Genomic DNA, 16,880 nt, shown 5'->3' with positions numbered 1-16,880 from the left:
TAAAAAAATACTATTCAAAAATTTCCTTTATTATGATTTCAAATATAGCAAATAGCAGCTAAATTTCACTAAATATTAAGATTGTTAAAAATTGGAATTTTAGTTTATAACAAACTCCTTAATTTAGGATAATTATTAACTTAAATTTACCACAAATAAGTAAAATAAAACAAATTTAATTTATAGTTTCAAGGAGAAAAATGCGTTTTTTAGCGGTATTTTTTATTTTTTTAAATTTAGCTTTTGCTAATAATGGAGTATTATCACTCAATGAAGCTTTTAAACTCAATACCCATAGTAACAATCAAGGAATTTTTTTAAAAATCAATCTTGCAGATAGAATTTATCTTTACAAAGATCAAATCAAAGTAGAATTAGATTCAAATGACATTACTTCTTTATTAAATTTCCCACAAACTCAAACTAGAGAAAACAAAGAGGTAATCTTTAGTCAACTTGAACTTTTTATACCTCAATTATTATTAGATGATTTTGTTAAAAATAACAAAGCAAAACTTTCCTTAGCTTATCAGGGTTGCTCAGAAGAAGGTTTATGCTATCGTCCTGTATATGTAAATTATGAACTTAATAAACAAAATGGATTTTATACTATAAAATCCGCTAAAGATCAATTTAAAAAGCAAAATGAAGATGAGCAAATTGCTAATGATTTAAGCACACAAAATATATTTATCACGCTTTTAACTTTTTTTGGTTATGGCTTGTTATTAGCACTTACTCCTTGTATTTTACCAATGATACCTATTCTTTCTTCATTAATCGCAATGAAGCTCAAAGATAAACCATCTAAAAAATATAGCTTTTATTTATCTTTTATCTATGTCTTTTTTATGTCTTTAGCTTATGCTATAGCAGGTGCTTTAGTAGGTCTTGCAGGAGCTAATGTACAAGGTTTATTGCAACAACCTTGGATTATCATTACTTTTGCTGGCATTTTTGTATTGCTCTCACTTTCCATGTTTGGCCTTTATGAATTACAACTACCACTTAAATTTCAAAATTTTATTAATAAAAAAATAGAAGACAAAAACGGAGTTTTTGGTATAGCTATTATGGGCTTTTTATCAGCTCTTATTGTAGGACCTTGCGTGGCTGCACCTTTAGCAGGGGCTTTGCTTTATATTACTAATAGTGGCGATGTATTTTTAGGAGGACTTTCTTTATTTGTGATGAGTTTTGGTATGGGCATGCCTTTACTTTTAATAGGACTTGGAGGAAGTTTTTTAAAAAGCGGAGCTTGGATGCTTAAGATAAAGATTTTCTTTGGTTTTATCATGCTCATCATGGCAGTTTGGATGCTAGAAAGAATACTTAATGCAAATATCATTTTAATGCTTTATGGGATTATAGGGGTATTTTTTGCTAGCTTTATGGGGCTATTTGATGAAGCAAAAACTAATTTTGATAAATTTAAAAAAGCAAGTATGATTTTAATTTTAGCTTATAGTTTAAGTCTAATTTTAGGCGGCTCAATGGGTTCAAAAAGCTTGCTAAAACCTCTTGAGTTTAACCTTACTTCAAAAGAAAATAGCTCTAGTTTAAGTTTTAAAACCATTAAAAACTTAAAAGAACTTAAGCAAGAATTACAAAATTCTACCAAACCAGTCATGCTTGAATTTACAGCCGCTTGGTGTGAAAACTGCAAACTTTTAGAAGAATATACTTTTACAGATACAAAAGTACAAAATTTGCTTGCTAATTACACGCTTTTAAAGGCAGATGTAACACATAATAGTCAAGAAGATTTAGCTCTTATGAAAGAATTTGGAGTTTTTGGACCTCCTGTGATGATATTTTTTAACAAAGGCGAGGAAAAAGGACGTATTATAGGCTATGTAGATGCAAATGAATTTTTAAATAGAGTTCCTTAAAAACTCTATTTAAAATTAATTTTATTTCAAAAAACCTTTCAATCCTTCAAGTTGATACTGCCATAGTTTTTCTATAAAAATTTTAAGTTTTATTGCCAAAAAACCACTAATTGGCTTATGTAAAACCGTGCCAATTGCATAATCCTTTCCGATTGAACAAACAGTATTTCCGCTTATAAAAGAAAATTCTTGCTTAAATTCTTTCTCATCAATCATAGCCATTAAAGCTTTAGCAACATAAGCTCCTTCTCTTAATGCAAGCTGAGCTGTTGGAGGATAGGGGATATTAGTTTTAGGATTTTTAAATAAACTATTATCACCTATAAAAAAGTATCTTGATGCATTTTCAACATTTAAAGGATGCATGAAAGCATCTACTTCTATACGTGATCTTGCACTTGGAAAATCTGAGCTATTTTCTATAACACTATTACCTCTAACTCCTGCGGTCCAAATGATAGTATTAGCTTTAACAAATTCTCCCCCATCAAGTCTTATACCATTTTTTTCACATTCTATAATTTTAGATTTTTCATATACTTTCACACCAAGTGCTTCTAGCCTTTGCCTTGCTTTTAAAGCCAAACTTTTATCAAACATAGGTAAAATTTGATCCATAGCTTCAATAATAGAAAGTTCTAATTTCTCATAAGCAATTTGCTCTTTTTGGCAAAAGATTTTAAGCTCTTTAGCTAAAGAAGCTACAAATTCAACCCCGCTTAAGCCCCCGCCACAAACTGTGATTTTTAAATCATCTTCATTTTGGGTGGTTTTATAATTTTTTATTTTCTCATATATTATTTCATTAATTTTTAAAGCATTTTCATAATTATCTATACTCAAAGCATATTCTTGCATGCCTTTAATACCAAAAGTTTCTTTGGCAAAACCAAGCCCACATACTAAAATATCAAAGTCAAATTCATTATTTTTAGTAAAAACTTTGTCTTTAGAAATTTTTAAAACTTCATCTTGGATAAAGTTGATTTTTGGATTTAATAAAGGCAAAAGATCATATTTTGAACTATAAATATCTTCATTGGAAGCTACTTTGTGTAGTAAAATAGTATGATAATGATAAGAATTATTATTAATCAAACTCACTTGTGCTTTTTCAAAAAACTCATCAGGTAAGGCTTTTATAGCCGATAAAGTAGCATATCCTGCACCTAAAAACAAAATTTTCTTTTTTTGCATGGATTTTCCTTTAATTTGATAAAAAAATAAATAAAAATTTGGCATAATGGTATTATTTTTTATCTTAAAATATTTTTTATTTAAATTTAGCAAGGAAAAAGCATGCAAAGACAAACTTGGAGTAATACGCTAACTTATATCCTTACAGTAGCAGGAGCGACTATTGGTTTTGGAGCCACTTGGCGTTTTCCATATTTAGTGGGTGAAAATGGAGGCGGTGCTTATGTTTTGGCCTTTTGTATAGCTATGATTTTTATAGGAATTCCTGTGATTTTGGTCGAAAATGTCATAGGAAGACGCAGAATGCTAAATTCAGTCGATGCTTTTGGCGGAAAAACAAACGATGGAGTTAAAATATCTAATTCTTGGCAAAGTGTTGGCTATATGGGACTTTTGGGAAGTTTTGGAATCATGGCTTATTATATGGTAATAGGCGGATGGGTTTTAGCTTATATTTTTAAAATTATCATAGGCGATTTTAATCTTTCAAGTCCCATTAACGCTCAATATACAAGCGAATTTTATAGCTCTACTATAGAAAATAATCCTTTATTAATAGGAATTTTTACTACTATATTTGTGATAATTAATTGGATTATCTTAAAAAAAGGTGTGATTGATGGCATAGAAAAGTCAGTAAAATATCTTATGCCATTTTTGTTTATCTGCCTTTTGGTTGTTGTTGCACGCAATTTAACTCTTGAAGGAGCAAGCGAGGGTGTGAAATTTTACCTTACTCCTGATCTTTCTAAAATCACTCCCAAATTGTTTATAGATGTTTTAGGGCAAGTATTTTTTGCCTTATCTTTGGGTTTTGGTGTAATGATAACCTTATCATCTCACCTTAAGAAAAATGAGAATTTAATCAAAACTTCTGTTTATACAGGAATTTTAAACACCCTTATAGCAGTGCTTGCTGGATTTATGATTTTCCCAGCTTTATTTAGCGTAGGTTTAACCCCTGATAGTGGGCCATCTTTGGTTTTTAAAACCCTACCTGTTGCATTTTCACATATACCTTTTGGAAGTATAATTTGCGTGTTTTTCTTTTTACTTTTAATCATCGCTGCACTTACTACAAGCTTGCCAATTTATCAAGTAATCATTAGTGTTTTAGAGGAAAAATTTAAACTAGCTAAAAATACTGCTATCAATCTAACACTTGGAAGTATTTTTGTTTTGGGAAATTTACCATGCATACTTACTTATGGTCCTTTAAGAGATATTACTATCATCAAGGGAAAAAATATTTTTGATAGCTTTGATTTTATTAGTGGAAATATATTCTTTGTTTTAACCGCATTTTTTTGTTGTATTTATGTAGGTTGGGTGCTTAAAAAAGATGCTATTTATGAACTTTCCAATCAAAATATCCTAAAAGGAAGTATTTTTAAACTATGGTATTATTATGTTAAATTTATTATACCTTTGATTATTTTAGTGATTTTTTATTTTGGAATTTTTTAATTTATACTCATAACGCTTTAACATGCTTATATTTCCTTCAAGGCCTCCTTGATGGATATATAAGATTTTTCCACCAAATTGCTCTCTATGAGCTAATAAAGTTTTAAAACCCACCATATCATAAAGCAAATCAAATTCCACTCCACATTCTTTTTTTAAATCCTTATAAAGATCATAAAATTCCAAATAAAGCTTAGCAAAATGATATTTTTTAGGTGGATTTAGTATGGTTAAATTATTAAAATTATAATTTGGCTCTAAGCTTAAAATTTGCTCTTTTAAATATGCACTATCGCCCACACAAGCACATGTAAAAACTTTAAATTTACTATGTTTAGCCAAAAAAGCCGCAGAAGTTCCTGTACCTGAAGGTAAAAAAATACTTACTTTTTCACTTAACTGCTCACTAAGCTCTAAGGCTAGTTGCTGGTATCCAAATTCAGCTTCTTTTATAGCCACACCCTCTTCTATAAAAATATCATCATCTTTTTTCAAGGCTAAAGCTTGCAGTCTTCTTGTGGGATAATTTATATTTTCTATCAACTTCACATTGTGTTTTAATGCAAATTCTAAATTTCCATGGGGATTTTCTTTTAAAAAAGAACTCATTTTTTCACAAACAAAAATGAGCAAAAAATCATTTTCGTAACAAAACTTAGCTAAAGCAACTAAAGCATTACTTTGAGAGGAGCCAAAAGAAATAAATCTTTGTCCTTTTTTAAATAAATGTTTATTTTTTTCAAAAAAGGCTAGTTTTCTAGCCTTATTTCCATTAATATAACCTAATAAATCATCTCTTTTGAGTAAAAATTCAAAATCTTTGTATTTTAAAACATCAATTCTACTTGCTATCAAGGTATTTTTCAACCTTTTCTAAAGCATTATTTGTATTGATATTAAACTTAATCTCTATTCTACGACTTGCCCCTTTGTCTTCTTTACCATCTTTCATAATCACATCAGAATAAGATCTACCACTTGCCATTAAAAGTTTTTGCAATCTTGGATCTTTGTAAAATGAGTGTATAAAACTCATCACAGCATAAGCTCTTTTTTGTGATAAATCAAGATTATATATATAAGAGCCTGCACTATCCGTATGCCCTTCTATGACTATATTTTCTATACTATTTAAGATATTTTCATCTTTTAAGATATTGTCAAAATACTGTGTTAAAATTGCCTTTAAATTCTCTTTTGCTTGAGCTTTTAGAGTAAAAGAATTTGTATCAAAAAGCACTTCAGAAGGTAAAACTATCGCGCCTGTATTAGAATCTAAGGTAATATTAGTATCAAATTTTGCTTGAAGATTTTTGATGGTATTTTCTTTGATTAATCCTAGTTCTTTGATTTTGCTTTTCGCCTCATCAAAATTACGCTCTAATTCTTTGATTTCCTCATCTTTTTTATTTAATCTTTCAAGTAAAGCAAAAATTTGCTGATCTTTTTCATCTAAACTTGAATTTAAATCTTGATTAAGTTTAGTAATATTAGCTTCTAAAGCTTGTTTTTGCTTGTTGATATTATCAAGTGTACTTGAGGTATTACTTAATTTTTGGCTAAGACTTTTTAAAATATCTTCTTTTTGATTTAATTCTTCTTTATTCTCTCTTAAGCGTTCTTCTTGTTTTTGCAAATTTTCTTTTATGATTTGTAAATCACTTTGAGTTAAAACATACTTAACAACTATAGCTCCAATAAGCAAAATAAATATAAAAAGCAAGCCCGCCATTAAATCTGCATAAGCTATCCAAAAATTATTTTCTTCATTGCTAGAATTATTTTTTATCATCTATTTTTTCATCTTCTTTTTGATTTTCAAGCTTTGCAATAACTTGTGTGGTTTGCTCATCTAACTCTTTGCTTTCTTCTTTAAATTCTTGCATTAGTGAAATTTTTTCGTCAATATTTTTTTCATCTTCATAAGCTTCTTTAAAAGTATGCATACCCTCTATAATACTTGCCCTAAAGCCTTCAAAAAGCTTAGTTTGATTATCAAGCATAAGATTTTGATATTTTTCAATATTATTTGAAAAATTATTTACCTTTTCATCTAAAGCACTCACACTTTTATCTAAATGCACAATCTTATCTGAACTCACATCTAAGAGTCTATTATATTGCTCTGAAATTCTTAAAGTTAAATCTTTTATGTTTGAATTTAACATATTTACCGCATTTGCAATCTCGCTATAAGTTTTAACAATATCTTTTTGCTCTCTTTGGGTTTTAGATAAATCACTCATAGTTTGTTTTACATGCTCACTGCTTAATCTTACAGCTTTTTCTTCAGCATTTACAAGTTCTTGAAAAACTTTAAATTTTCTATCTATTGTATTATCTAGTTCTTTAAAAAATTCCTCATTGCTTACATGTTCAAAAATCGTGCCTATTTTTTCAAAATGTTGCAAACTTTCTTGAAGGTATTTTCTATCAATTTCTTCTTTAGACCAGAAAAAATCGTTTGTTGCATTTTTTTGACGATTTAGAAGTTTTTGGAATTTACTACTACCGTATTTTTCAAAAAATATCCACCAAAGTGCTAAGAAAATTCCATAAATTGATACATAAAAGGCTGTTCCTACTCCATTTAATAAAACTGAAATTTCTTGTTCTAAGCCTGCTGTGTCGCTTGAATTAAAATTTGGCATAGACATGGCTATACTTATAAAAGTTCCTAAAATACCAAGCATAGGAAAAATAGCTGCACCCACAGAAGCAAAATTTTCATTTCTCAAATCTTTCACATAAGCATATGCAAAATCATCAAAGCTAGCATTTGACTTTGTTTCTTTACCTATAACTAAAAAATGCTTCATAATATAGCGTTTTAATATCAGCTTAAACTCATCTTTTTGTTGCTCAAAAATACTTGAAGCATAATCAGCACTATGTCTAGCAAAGATCAAAGCCACTAAAAAGATAATCCCTATCATTACAACACTATGTAATTCTACTTTAAAATCAATCTTTCCAAAATACCCTAAAAGCACTAAAATATACAATATAGCAGGGATAAAAATAATCTTTAAATAAGCAACAATTCCTGTGCTACCTTTTCCTTCAGGTAATACAAGATCAGAAAAATCATCAGTTGTTTTAACTTCCATTTTATAAACCTTTGTTAATTTTACTCTAAAAATTTAAAATCTTCACAGGAAAATTAACTAAGAGTTATAAAACTCTTAGTTTCTATCGATACAATTTAAATCGCTAAAAGCGCACTCTAAGCGTTTGATCATACTCTCTTCGCCCGCTCTAAGCCATACTCTTGGATCATAATATTTTTTATTTGGCTTATCTTCTCCATCTGGATTACCAATTTGGCCTTGCAAATAAGCTTTATTTTTAAGCTCATACTCTCTAACACCATCCCAAAAAGCCCATTGTGTATCTGTATCAATATTCATCTTAATTACACCATAGCTAAGTGCTGCTTTGATATCCTCTATATCGCTACCACTGCCACCATGGAAAACAAAATTGATTGGTTTATCTTCACCAAGATTGAATTTTTCTTTTACATAATTTTGAGAGTTTTTAAGAATTTCAGGTCTTAAAATCACATTTCCTGGTTTATATACTCCATGTACATTACCAAAACTAGCTGCAACTGAAAATCTATCACTAATTTTAGAAAGTCTCTCATAAGCTAATGCTACATCTTCAGGCTGAGTGTATAATTTTGCATTATCAATATTAGTATTATCCACTCCATCTTCTTCACCACCCGTACATCCTAGCTCAAGCTCTAAAGAAATTCCAAGCTCAGACATTTGTTTTAAATAATTCTCACAAGTGCCTAGATTACTTTCTAAATCCTCTTCACTTAAATCAATCATATGAGAGCTAAACAAAGGCTTACCTGCTTCTTTTTTAAACTCAATATTTGCTTCAATCAAAGCATCAATCCAAGGAAGTAATTTTCTAGCAGCATGATCTGTGTGTAAAATTACTGGAACTCCATAAGCTTTTGCCATTAAATGTACATGTCTTGCACCACTTATAGCACCAAGCACATCAGCTTTTGGACAAGCTTTTCCTGCTACAAATTTAGCTCCACCATTTGAAAATTGAATAATCACAGGTGAATTAACTTTTTTAGCACTTTCTAAAACCGCATTAATAGAATTTGTCCCCACGACATTTACCGCAGGGATAGCAAATCCTTCTTTTTTTGCATAATTATATACGGTATTTAGATCATCGCCACTTAAAACACCTGGTTTGACAAGATCTAATACACCCATTATTTATATTCCACTTTTGCTTTTTGACGAAGCTCTTGAGCTTTTTTATTCATAAGTTCTTTAAATTCTTCCATTTTGATATTGCTTTCAATACCTGCTTTTACTTCATTATAACTCATAGTACTTTTCGCTCTAGCATCTTCTTTTAAAATAATATGATATCCAAAATCACTTTTTACTGGTGTTTTAGAAATAGTACCTTTTTTCATAGAAAAAGCTGCATCAGCAAATGGTTTTACCATAGTTGATTCAGCAAACCATCCAAGATCACCACCTTGAGCTGAAGAACCTTTGTCGATTGATTTTTCTTTTGCAAGTTGAGCAAATTTATCATTTAAAGCTTTTCCACTTAACTTACTAAGCTCGGCAATAATATCTTTAGCTTCTTTTTCACTAGTTACCAAAATATGCTTAGCTTTTACTTGAGCTGGTTTAGTAAATTTATCTTTATTTGCTTCATAGTATTTTTTAGCCTTAGCATCATCATTTTTGATAGAATCAAAAATTTTCTTTTGATAGATATTTACCATGATAGCTTCTTTAGCACGCTCTAATTCTTCTTTATATGAAGGATCATTTTCTATTTTTTGAGCTTTAGCGTCTTTTAATACAAGTTGTTGGATGATATATTGATCAATGATTGCTTTTTTTTGTTCAGCTGGTAAGTCAGTGATTTTAGCACCTCTTAACATAGGAGCAAAAAACTCATTTACTTCTGTATCGCTAATATTGTTTCCATCAAGGGTTGCAACCACCGCAGCATTTAAACTCAAACCTGTTAATAAAGCCGCAGCAACTAAAGAAATTTTTTTCATTGTTTTTCCTTTGAAATAGTTTTGTTAATTTTATTATATCTAAACTTTATTTAAAGCCGATTAACATACAATAAGTTTATGAAAAGAAATTTAGAAATTAAAGAATTATTTTTAAAACATTTTGGACAAGCAAAAACAGAATTAGTTTTTAGTAATGCTTATGAACTTATAGTTTGTGTTATGCTTTCAGCTCAATGTACTGATAAAAGGGTTAATCTCATCACACCTGCTTTATTTAAAGCTTACCCTAGTGTGCAAGATTTAGCTAAGGCAAATTTATCTTCTTTAAAACTTTTGATTAATTCTTGCTCATTTTATAATAATAAAGCACAAAATTTAATCAAAATGGCTCAAGCAGTTTGCGAGCAATTTAATGGTGAAATTCCAATGGACGAGCAAGATTTGAAAACTCTAGCAGGTGTAGGACAAAAAACTGCACATGTAGTGATGATAGAATGGTGCGGGGCTAATTGCATGGCTGTAGATACCCATGTATTTAGAGTTTCACACAGACTTAATCTTAGCAAAGCCAAAACTCCTGAAGAAACCGAAAAAGACTTAACTAAAATTTTTAAAGATAATCTAAACTATCTTCATCAAGCTATGGTGCTTTTTGGGCGTTATACATGTAAAGCTAAAAATCCTTTATGCAAAGAGTGCTTTTTAAATCATTTATGCAAAAGTAAAGATAAGAAAATTTAATCTAGCACCAATTTAGTGCTAGATGATTTTAATGAAAGAATGGTAGATACAAGAAAGCATTAATCACTAAAGCATTTACTATATCTATGAAAAACGCACCCACTAAAGGTACAATAATAAATGCCATATGGCTCATACCATAGTGATTTGTTACAGTTTGCATATTTACCATAGCTGTTGGAGTAGCGCCCAAACCAAAACCACAATGTCCTGCTGCTAAAACTGCTGCGTCATAATCTTTTCCACATACCCTAAAAGTGATAAATATAGCATAAGCAGCCATCATAGCAACCTGAACAGCTAAAATTACCAACATCGGTAGTGCAAGAGTTACTAAATCCCAAAGATTAATAGTCATTAGAGCTAAAGCTAAAAATAAAGATAAGCTTACATTACCTAAAACTGATACTTCTCTATCAAATACATGATGAATTTTTGTAGCTGATAAAACATTTCTTAAAACCACACCTACAAAAAGACAATACACAAAAGTTGGTAAAGTAAAACCTGTATTTGTTTTAATATAAGTAGACAAAGCACTACCTATTAATAAACATAAAGCAATTAATGCCAAAGATTCTATAAAAGAAGAAGGTGTGATTAGTCTTTCTTTTTCTGGAGACTGGAAATTTAAAATCGCATCTTTATCATCATTTTGCTTTGGAACTACTAACTTATATTTATTGACTAAATATCTTGCGACAGGCCCACCTATGATACCACCTGAAATAAGCCCAAAAGTAGCACAAGCAATAGCAACAGTAGTTGCACTAGAGTAAAAATAAGGTTCTTTAATAAATTCAGCTGCCCATGCTGCACCTGTTCCATGACCACCACTCATTGTAACAGAACCTGCTATAAGTCCCATTAGTGGATTTTGCCCCATAGCACTTGCCACACCTATGCCAACTATATTTTGCGCAAAAAGCAAGCCAACAACAACAACTAAAAAAATTGCTAATTTTCTTCCACCCTTTTTTAAAGAAGCAAAATCAGCTAACAAACCAATACTTGAAAAAAATGCAAGCATTAAAGGATCTTTCATAGATTCATCAAATTTAATATCCAATGAGAAGAAACTATGTAAGATCAAAAGAATAATCGCAGCAATCCCACCACCAACAACTGGCTCAGGGATATTATAATCACGAAGAAATTTTACCCTTTTAATGACAAATACGCCTAAAAGCAATACTATAACCATAGTAACTAGCGTTGCATAAAAATCAAATTTCATAATTCTCCTTTGTTTGATTTATTTATCAATTGTATTCTAAATGACTTTAAAACAACGCAAATAAACAACACTCTTTTCTTATAATATTACAAAATGAAACACTTTTAGTCTTTTTTACTCTGAAATTAAAACAATATTATGATATAAATTAATATTTTTAAGCAAAGATAGCTTTGCTCTGCTAAGCTCTTGGAGTGAATTTATAAGCAAAGCATCCGCATCAAGATAATCTTTTAGTTCACTGCGACCTAATTCATATTTTTCTAAATATAGCTGTGTAATTTTTTCTTGATTAACATTAATGTCTTTTACTAATTTTAACAAATCATTATAATACTTGTCATTTTCATAACAAAAATTAAATTCATGGATAGTTCTTTGTAATACATCTTTATATTCAACCAAACGAGCTTGGTATGTTAATTCAGAAATTTTTACATTTTGTTTTACTCTATAAAAGTCCAAAAATGGTAAGTCAATGGCGACATTGCCTCCTAAAATTAAAAATTTAAAACTCTCATCAATATTCTTATCATTCCCATCTAAATTTCCCAATATTTTTATGCTAGGTAAAATACTTTTTTGCACACTTGTATAATCCTTGTAAGAAGCCATAAGTTGATTTAGTTTTGCTTGAACTTGTGGTCTATAAGCAAGCATTTTTAATTCTATATCAAAATTAATTTTTTGCAAAGAAAAATCTTCAAGAGTATAATTTAGCATTTTATTAATCAAATGCTCATCATCTTTACCCAGTAAGTCTTTTATATTTTTAAGAGTTAAGTCTTTATTTTGCAAATTTGTAATGATATTTTGTTTAGTGTTTAATAAAGATTTTTTAATATTTAAAAGATCTATATATTCAACTTTTCCATAATTAAGTTTAGTAGTATAAATTTCTAGCATTTGCTCTAGATTTTTTAAATGTTTGTTTAATAAATGATCTACATCATTGAAATAAACAAATTCAAAAATACTATTTATCGCTAAATTAATCGTATCAAGCTCTAAAGAGCGTAACTCATACTCACTTGCCTTTGCTAAAAATTCAGAACTAGCAACTTGATCTGAAATTTTGCCATATATATCAAGCTCATAATTTAACATAATGCCATTTGAAAAACTATGCGTTTTTGTGCCATTGTTTAAATTTTTTCTTATATTTGCACCAAAATTTCCACTCAAAGTAGGATAAAGATCTAAATTTAAAAGCTTATATCTAGCTAAAGTACTTAAAAAATTAACCCTTGCTATATTTAAGTCTTTATTATTATCAATAATAGCTTTTAAGATATTATTTAAGTCTTGATTATTATATTTTTCCCACCAAGCCTTGCTTGCGTTAAAATCTTCAAAATATTCTTTTTTTATTTGTTCTTGAGATACTTGTTCTAATTTTACTCCTACGCAGGCATTTAAAAAAAAGGCTATAAAAAATAATAAAAATATTCTCATCTCATTCCTTTGATAAAGCACTAATAGGATTTAAATTTGCTGCATTTTTTGCTGGGAAAAATCCAAAAACCACTCCGATTAAAACCGAACTTAAAAGCCCTAAAAATACCGAATTTAATGAAAGTATCATCGTAAAACCAAAATTTAAAGAATTAAATACTTCAATGATGATAAAAGAAAGCATTACTCCAAAAATAGCTCCTAAAGAACAAATCAACACAGCTTCGATTAAAAACTGCATTAAAATATCTTCTTTTCTAGCTCCAATAGCCATTCTAACTCCAATTTCTCTTGTGCGCTCACTTACTGAAACAAGCATGATATTCATCACACCAATACCACCTACTATCAAAGATACCACTGCAATAGAAGAAATAAGTAAAGTCAAAGTAGCAGTATTTTCCTCAATGGCATTTTTAATTGCGTCAGAATTTATAGTGAAAAAATCTTTTTTTCCGCGTTTAATCTCTAAAATTTTTACCATAGCCTCTTCAGCTAAAGCAGGATTTACCTCATCTTTTACCTTAGTTACTATGGCTCTTATTTGTTTATCTCCTGTGATTTTATTCATCAAAGTAGAATAAGGAGTATAAATTTTAATGGTATTTTCATCAGCTCTAAAGCCTTTGTTATCTCTTTCTTTTTTTAAAACTCCAACTATAGTTAAAGGCTGTTTGTTAAAAATCACGCTTTTACCTAAAACATCTTTAGCGCTGATATTATCAAATAAAATTCTCAAAGCATTTTCATCTATAATGCAAATATTAGTATTATCTTTTATATCTTCATTATTAATAAACCTACCATCTACCATCACAAAACCTCTAAGCCTTAGATGATTTGGCCCTACTCCATAAATTCTAGCTTGCAAAGAATTATTCTTATAAGTTACTACCCCTATTTTGCCCACATCTGCTTCTACTGCTTCTAAATAAGGCAAAGAACTTAAGGTTTTTAAATCACTTAAATTTAGCCTTGTTTTACCTGATCGAATATCTCCCAAACCACGCCCTGAAACAACTTCTATGGTATTAGTCCCAATAGAGCTAATAGAAGCAAGTATATTTTGTTGGGCTCCAAGTCCTAAAGCAACCACGCAAACTACTGAAGCTATGCCTATGATAATACCAAGCATAGTAAGCAAAGAGCGTAGCTTGTGTGCTACAATGGAAGTTATAGACATTTTCAAACTTTCAAAAAGCTGATTTTTAAGCAAATTAAAGCTTTTTTTCTCTTTTGGCATTAACTTAGTTTTTATTTCATCTGCTTTTTTTACACCATTATCGCTTATAATCTTACCATCTTTAATTTCTATAACTCTTTTTGCTCTAGCAGCTATTTCCCTATCATGAGTGACTAAAACTACGGTGTGTCCTTGCTCATTTAGTTTATTTAAAATTTCTAAAACTATCTTACCGCTTTTAGAATCAAGCGCACCCGTTGGCTCATCTGCTAAAATAAGCTCACCACCATTCATCAAAGCTCTTGCTATAGAAACTCTTTGCTGTTGCCCACCACTTAGTTCATTTGGCTTTGATAATTCTTTATGATCAAGCTCTAAAAAAGAAAGTAATTCTTTAGCCTTTTGCGATCTTTCTTGTTTGTTTTTTCCTGCATAAACAGCAGGTAAGGCTACATTATCTTTAGCATTTAAAAGACTAAGCAAATTATATCTTTGGAAAATAAAACCAATTTTTTCGCGTCTAATTCTTGCTTTTTCATCTTTGCTTAAATTTGTAACTTCATATTGATCTAAAAAGTATTTTCCACTACTTGGCTCATCAAGTGTGCCTATAATATTTAAAAGAGAGGTTTTACCACTTCCTGATTGTCCTATAATGGCTACAAATTCTCCCTTTTGAATATAAAGATTAATATTTTCTAAAATAGTTGTATTATTAATCTTTTTTTGTATATTTTCTAAGCGTATCATTTTTTATTTTTACCTATGATAACTAAATCGCCCTCATTAATACCATCTAAAATTTGAGTATTTAAACTATCTTTGATGCCTAATTTAACAGGTGTTTTTACACTTATATTATTGGCTTTTAAAATTTCTACATAATAACCACTTGTATCGCTTTTTATAGCTAAAGTTGGTATAACTAAAGTATTATTTTCTGTTTTAATAGCAATTTCATTTTCTGTACTCATACCTATGCGTAAAAAATTATTATCATTTTTTACAAAAACCCTTGCATAATAATACACAGCGCTAGTGCTAGTACTTGAGTTTGAGTTTAAATTTGTATTGCTTGTTGCATCACTTATGGTAGTATTTGCTGGATCTATACTTGAAATAGTTGCTTCGTATTTTTTATCAGGCTCATTTAAAATGCTAAATTTTACCTTTTTTCCAACACTGATTTTATTAATATCAGCTTCAGCTATTTGCATACGAATTTCCATTTCACTTAAATCGGCCAAGCGCACTATACTTGGTGTATTTTGGTTTGCATTTACAGTTTGCCCCTCTTCAACTGCTACATTGATAATCTCACCCTTACTAGGTGCAGTTATAGTAGTATAAGCTAAATCTTTTTGAGCATTTTTTAAAGAAATTTCAAGTTGAGTAGTTTGAGCTTTTAAATCAGCCACATTTGCCCTTAAGGCATAAAAAGTATTTTTAAGATTTTCAAGATTTTCTAAAGAGGTAGCCTTTTTAGCATAAAGCTTTTGCTCTCTTTGGTATTGTTTAGTAGCTATATCAAGAGCAATTTTTTTACTTTCTAAATTTGCCTTTGCACTTTCAAGTCTAGCTTTGGTAATATCTAAATCATTTTGTTGTTTATCTTTATCAATTTGTGCGATTAAATCACCCTCATTAACACGATCGCCCAATTTTACATATAGTTTAGTAATTTGCCCACTAACTTGTGCACCAACATCAACTTGGGTTTTTGCATAAACTTCACCTATTGCTTCTATGCTTTGAGTAATGTCTTGTTTTTTAACCTCATAAGTTAGATAATTATATTCTTCCTTATTTGCAAAAAAGAAAAAATACATCCCTATAATGAGTATAATCAAAAATATGCTTAAATAAATTATTTTTTTCATTTTAATCCTTTAAAAACCGCATAATAAAACATTTGTGTGAAGTAAAAATAAAATTGTAGCAATAAAATATAATTTTAACAATTTTAAAGCTTATAAGATATAAGATAAATTAAACTAAAAATAAGGAAATTATATGCAAGATTATTTAAATTTAATGCAAAATCGCTCTTCTATTAGAGCATATACTCAAGAAAAAATTTCTAGAGAGAACTTAGAATATATCTTAGAATGTGCTAGATTATCTCCTAGTTCTTTAGGGCTTGAACCTTGGAAATTCTTAGTTTTTCAAAAAGATGAACATAAAAAAGAAATTGCCAAAATAGCTAACAATCAAAATCATGTAGCAAATTGTGCTGCTATTATTGTTGTGATCTCAAGAGCTGATTTTAAAGATTATTTTGAAGAAAAACTAAAAAAGAGAGGTTTAAGCCAAGAAGAATTAAACAAACGCTTACAAACCTATAAGCCATTTTTAGACGCAATGGATTTAGAACAAAGTTTTATTTATGCAAAAGAACAAAGTCATCTTGCTATTGCAAATATTATCAATGCTGCTTATAGTTTAAATTTGGGTTCGTGTATTATCGGTGGCTTTGATAAAGATAAAATCAATCAATATTTAAATTTAGACACTGCCAAACAAAGAGTATCTATGCTTATTGCTCTAGGATATGCCCAAAAAAATTCTAGTACAGAAAAAGCTCGTTTTGCATTTAATGAAGTGGTAGAATTTAAAGATTAATCAAATATCAAAACTCCATTTAAATTTTATATAATAAAATAATATTTTTAAAATAAAATG

General features: G+C 29.4%; 14 protein-coding genes. 4 read left to right on the top strand and 10 right to left on the bottom strand.

Translation table 11 applies throughout. The annotated features are described in order from the left end of the window. Positions 1–200: 200 nt before the first annotated feature. On the top strand, positions 201–1,892 hold the full coding sequence (gene dsbD, locus L8V85_RS00935; protein ID WP_263737254.1) for a protein-disulfide reductase DsbD: 1,692 nt from the start codon (positions 201–203) through the stop codon (positions 1,890–1,892). A 21-nt stretch (positions 1,893–1,913) separates the two neighbouring features. Here dsbD and L8V85_RS00930 read toward each other — a convergent pair whose 3' ends face one another. Next, a complete protein-coding gene (locus tag L8V85_RS00930; RefSeq protein WP_263737253.1) occupies positions 1,914–3,089 on the bottom strand; it encodes an NAD(P)/FAD-dependent oxidoreductase in 1,176 nt (391 codons plus the stop codon). Positions 3,090–3,191: 102 nt separating this feature from the next. On the opposite strand from L8V85_RS00930, the gene L8V85_RS00925 reads away from it, so the two are divergent. Continuing rightward, complete coding sequence (locus L8V85_RS00925; RefSeq protein ID WP_263709355.1) at positions 3,192–4,556, top strand: sodium-dependent transporter; 1,365 nt, start codon at positions 3,192–3,194, stop codon at positions 4,554–4,556. Here L8V85_RS00925 and L8V85_RS00920 read toward each other — a convergent pair. The 5 genes from L8V85_RS00920 to L8V85_RS00900 form a co-directional block, all read right to left on the bottom strand. After that, positions 4,527–5,411, bottom strand: coding sequence for a 1-aminocyclopropane-1-carboxylate deaminase/D-cysteine desulfhydrase (locus L8V85_RS00920; RefSeq protein WP_263737252.1), 885 nt, complete (start codon positions 5,409–5,411; stop codon positions 4,527–4,529). The two genes, L8V85_RS00925 and L8V85_RS00920, sit on opposite strands and share 30 nt — an antisense overlap. Continuing rightward, the gene (locus tag L8V85_RS00915) at positions 5,398–6,348 is read right to left on the bottom strand and encodes an OmpA family protein (protein WP_263669786.1); all 951 of its coding nucleotides are present in this window, start codon (positions 6,346–6,348) and stop codon (positions 5,398–5,400) included. The genes L8V85_RS00920 and L8V85_RS00915 overlap by 14 nt, the downstream gene beginning before the upstream one ends. Further along, positions 6,335–7,666: a MotA/TolQ/ExbB proton channel family protein gene (locus tag L8V85_RS00910; RefSeq protein ID WP_263737251.1), complete on the bottom strand. Its 1,332-nt coding sequence runs from the start codon at positions 7,664–7,666 to the stop codon at positions 6,335–6,337. The genes L8V85_RS00915 and L8V85_RS00910 overlap by 14 nt, the downstream gene beginning before the upstream one ends. A gap of 75 nt (positions 7,667–7,741) precedes the next feature. Then, entirely contained in the window at positions 7,742–8,806 is a 1,065-nt protein-coding gene (fbaA, locus tag L8V85_RS00905; protein ID WP_263737250.1) for a class II fructose-bisphosphate aldolase, read from the bottom strand. Further along, positions 8,806–9,621, bottom strand: coding sequence for a peptidylprolyl isomerase (locus L8V85_RS00900; RefSeq protein WP_133318823.1), 816 nt, complete (start codon positions 9,619–9,621; stop codon positions 8,806–8,808). Before L8V85_RS00900 ends, fbaA begins: the two co-directional genes overlap by 1 nt. Positions 9,622–9,699: 78 nt before the next feature. Between L8V85_RS00900 and nth the strand changes: the two genes are divergently transcribed. Beyond that, the gene (nth, locus tag L8V85_RS00895; protein ID WP_133318822.1) at positions 9,700–10,323 is read left to right on the top strand and encodes an endonuclease III; all 624 of its coding nucleotides are present in this window, start codon (positions 9,700–9,702) and stop codon (positions 10,321–10,323) included. Between the two features lie 28 nt (positions 10,324–10,351). On the opposite strand, the gene gltS is transcribed toward nth, so the two are convergent. The 4 genes from gltS to L8V85_RS00875 form a co-directional block, all read right to left on the bottom strand. Further along, positions 10,352–11,560, bottom strand: a complete 1,209-nt coding sequence (gene gltS, locus L8V85_RS00890) for a sodium/glutamate symporter (protein WP_133318821.1) — start codon at positions 11,558–11,560, stop codon at positions 10,352–10,354. 114 nt (positions 11,561–11,674) lie between these two features. Beyond that, positions 11,675–13,015, bottom strand: a complete 1,341-nt coding sequence (locus L8V85_RS00885) for a TolC family protein (RefSeq protein ID WP_263737249.1) — start codon at positions 13,013–13,015, stop codon at positions 11,675–11,677. 1 nt (position 13,016) lies between these two features. Then, positions 13,017–14,948 (bottom strand): ABC transporter permease, encoded by a 1,932-nt coding sequence (locus L8V85_RS00880; RefSeq protein ID WP_263737248.1) that lies wholly within the window; start codon positions 14,946–14,948, stop codon positions 13,017–13,019. Beyond that, positions 14,945–16,078: an efflux RND transporter periplasmic adaptor subunit gene (locus tag L8V85_RS00875; RefSeq protein WP_263709352.1), complete on the bottom strand. Its 1,134-nt coding sequence runs from the start codon at positions 16,076–16,078 to the stop codon at positions 14,945–14,947. The genes L8V85_RS00880 and L8V85_RS00875 overlap by 4 nt, the downstream gene beginning before the upstream one ends. A gap of 133 nt (positions 16,079–16,211) precedes the next feature. Here L8V85_RS00875 and L8V85_RS00870 point away from each other — a divergent pair, with 133 nt between their 5' ends. After that, positions 16,212–16,820: an NAD(P)H-dependent oxidoreductase gene (locus tag L8V85_RS00870; RefSeq protein WP_263737247.1), complete on the top strand. Its 609-nt coding sequence runs from the start codon at positions 16,212–16,214 to the stop codon at positions 16,818–16,820. Positions 16,821–16,880: the final 60 nt, after the last annotated feature.

It is taken from the genome of Campylobacter sp. IFREMER_LSEM_CL2090, assembly GCF_025771865.1.
Lineage (GTDB): Bacteria > Campylobacterota > Campylobacteria > Campylobacterales > Campylobacteraceae > Campylobacter_D > Campylobacter_D lari_D.
The sequence above is the reverse complement of the archived record's forward strand: the minus strand, read 5'-3'. Positions and strand labels throughout refer to the sequence as shown.

Coding starts and splice junctions, on each gene's coding strand:
- fbaA (WP_263737250.1), bottom strand. CDS start 8,806: ATGGGTGTATTAGATCTTGTCAAACCAGGTGTTTTAAGTGGCGATGAT.
- L8V85_RS00915 (WP_263669786.1), bottom strand. CDS start 6,348: ATGATAAAAAATAATTCTAGCAATGAAGAAAATAATTTTTGGATAGCT.
- L8V85_RS00870 (WP_263737247.1), top strand. CDS start 16,212: ATGCAAGATTATTTAAATTTAATGCAAAATCGCTCTTCTATTAGAGCA.
- gltS (WP_133318821.1), bottom strand. CDS start 11,560: ATGAAATTTGATTTTTATGCAACGCTAGTTACTATGGTTATAGTATTG.
- L8V85_RS00910 (WP_263737251.1), bottom strand. CDS start 7,666: ATGGAAGTTAAAACAACTGATGATTTTTCTGATCTTGTATTACCTGAA.
- L8V85_RS00875 (WP_263709352.1), bottom strand. CDS start 16,078: ATGAAAAAAATAATTTATTTAAGCATATTTTTGATTATACTCATTATA.
- L8V85_RS00880 (WP_263737248.1), bottom strand. CDS start 14,948: ATGATACGCTTAGAAAATATACAAAAAAAGATTAATAATACAACTATT.
- L8V85_RS00900 (WP_133318823.1), bottom strand. CDS start 9,621: ATGAAAAAAATTTCTTTAGTTGCTGCGGCTTTATTAACAGGTTTGAGT.
- dsbD (WP_263737254.1), top strand. CDS start 201: ATGCGTTTTTTAGCGGTATTTTTTATTTTTTTAAATTTAGCTTTTGCT.
- L8V85_RS00885 (WP_263737249.1), bottom strand. CDS start 13,015: ATGAGAATATTTTTATTATTTTTTATAGCCTTTTTTTTAAATGCCTGC.
- L8V85_RS00930 (WP_263737253.1), bottom strand. CDS start 3,089: ATGCAAAAAAAGAAAATTTTGTTTTTAGGTGCAGGATATGCTACTTTA.
- nth (WP_133318822.1), top strand. CDS start 9,700: ATGAAAAGAAATTTAGAAATTAAAGAATTATTTTTAAAACATTTTGGA.
- L8V85_RS00925 (WP_263709355.1), top strand. CDS start 3,192: ATGCAAAGACAAACTTGGAGTAATACGCTAACTTATATCCTTACAGTA.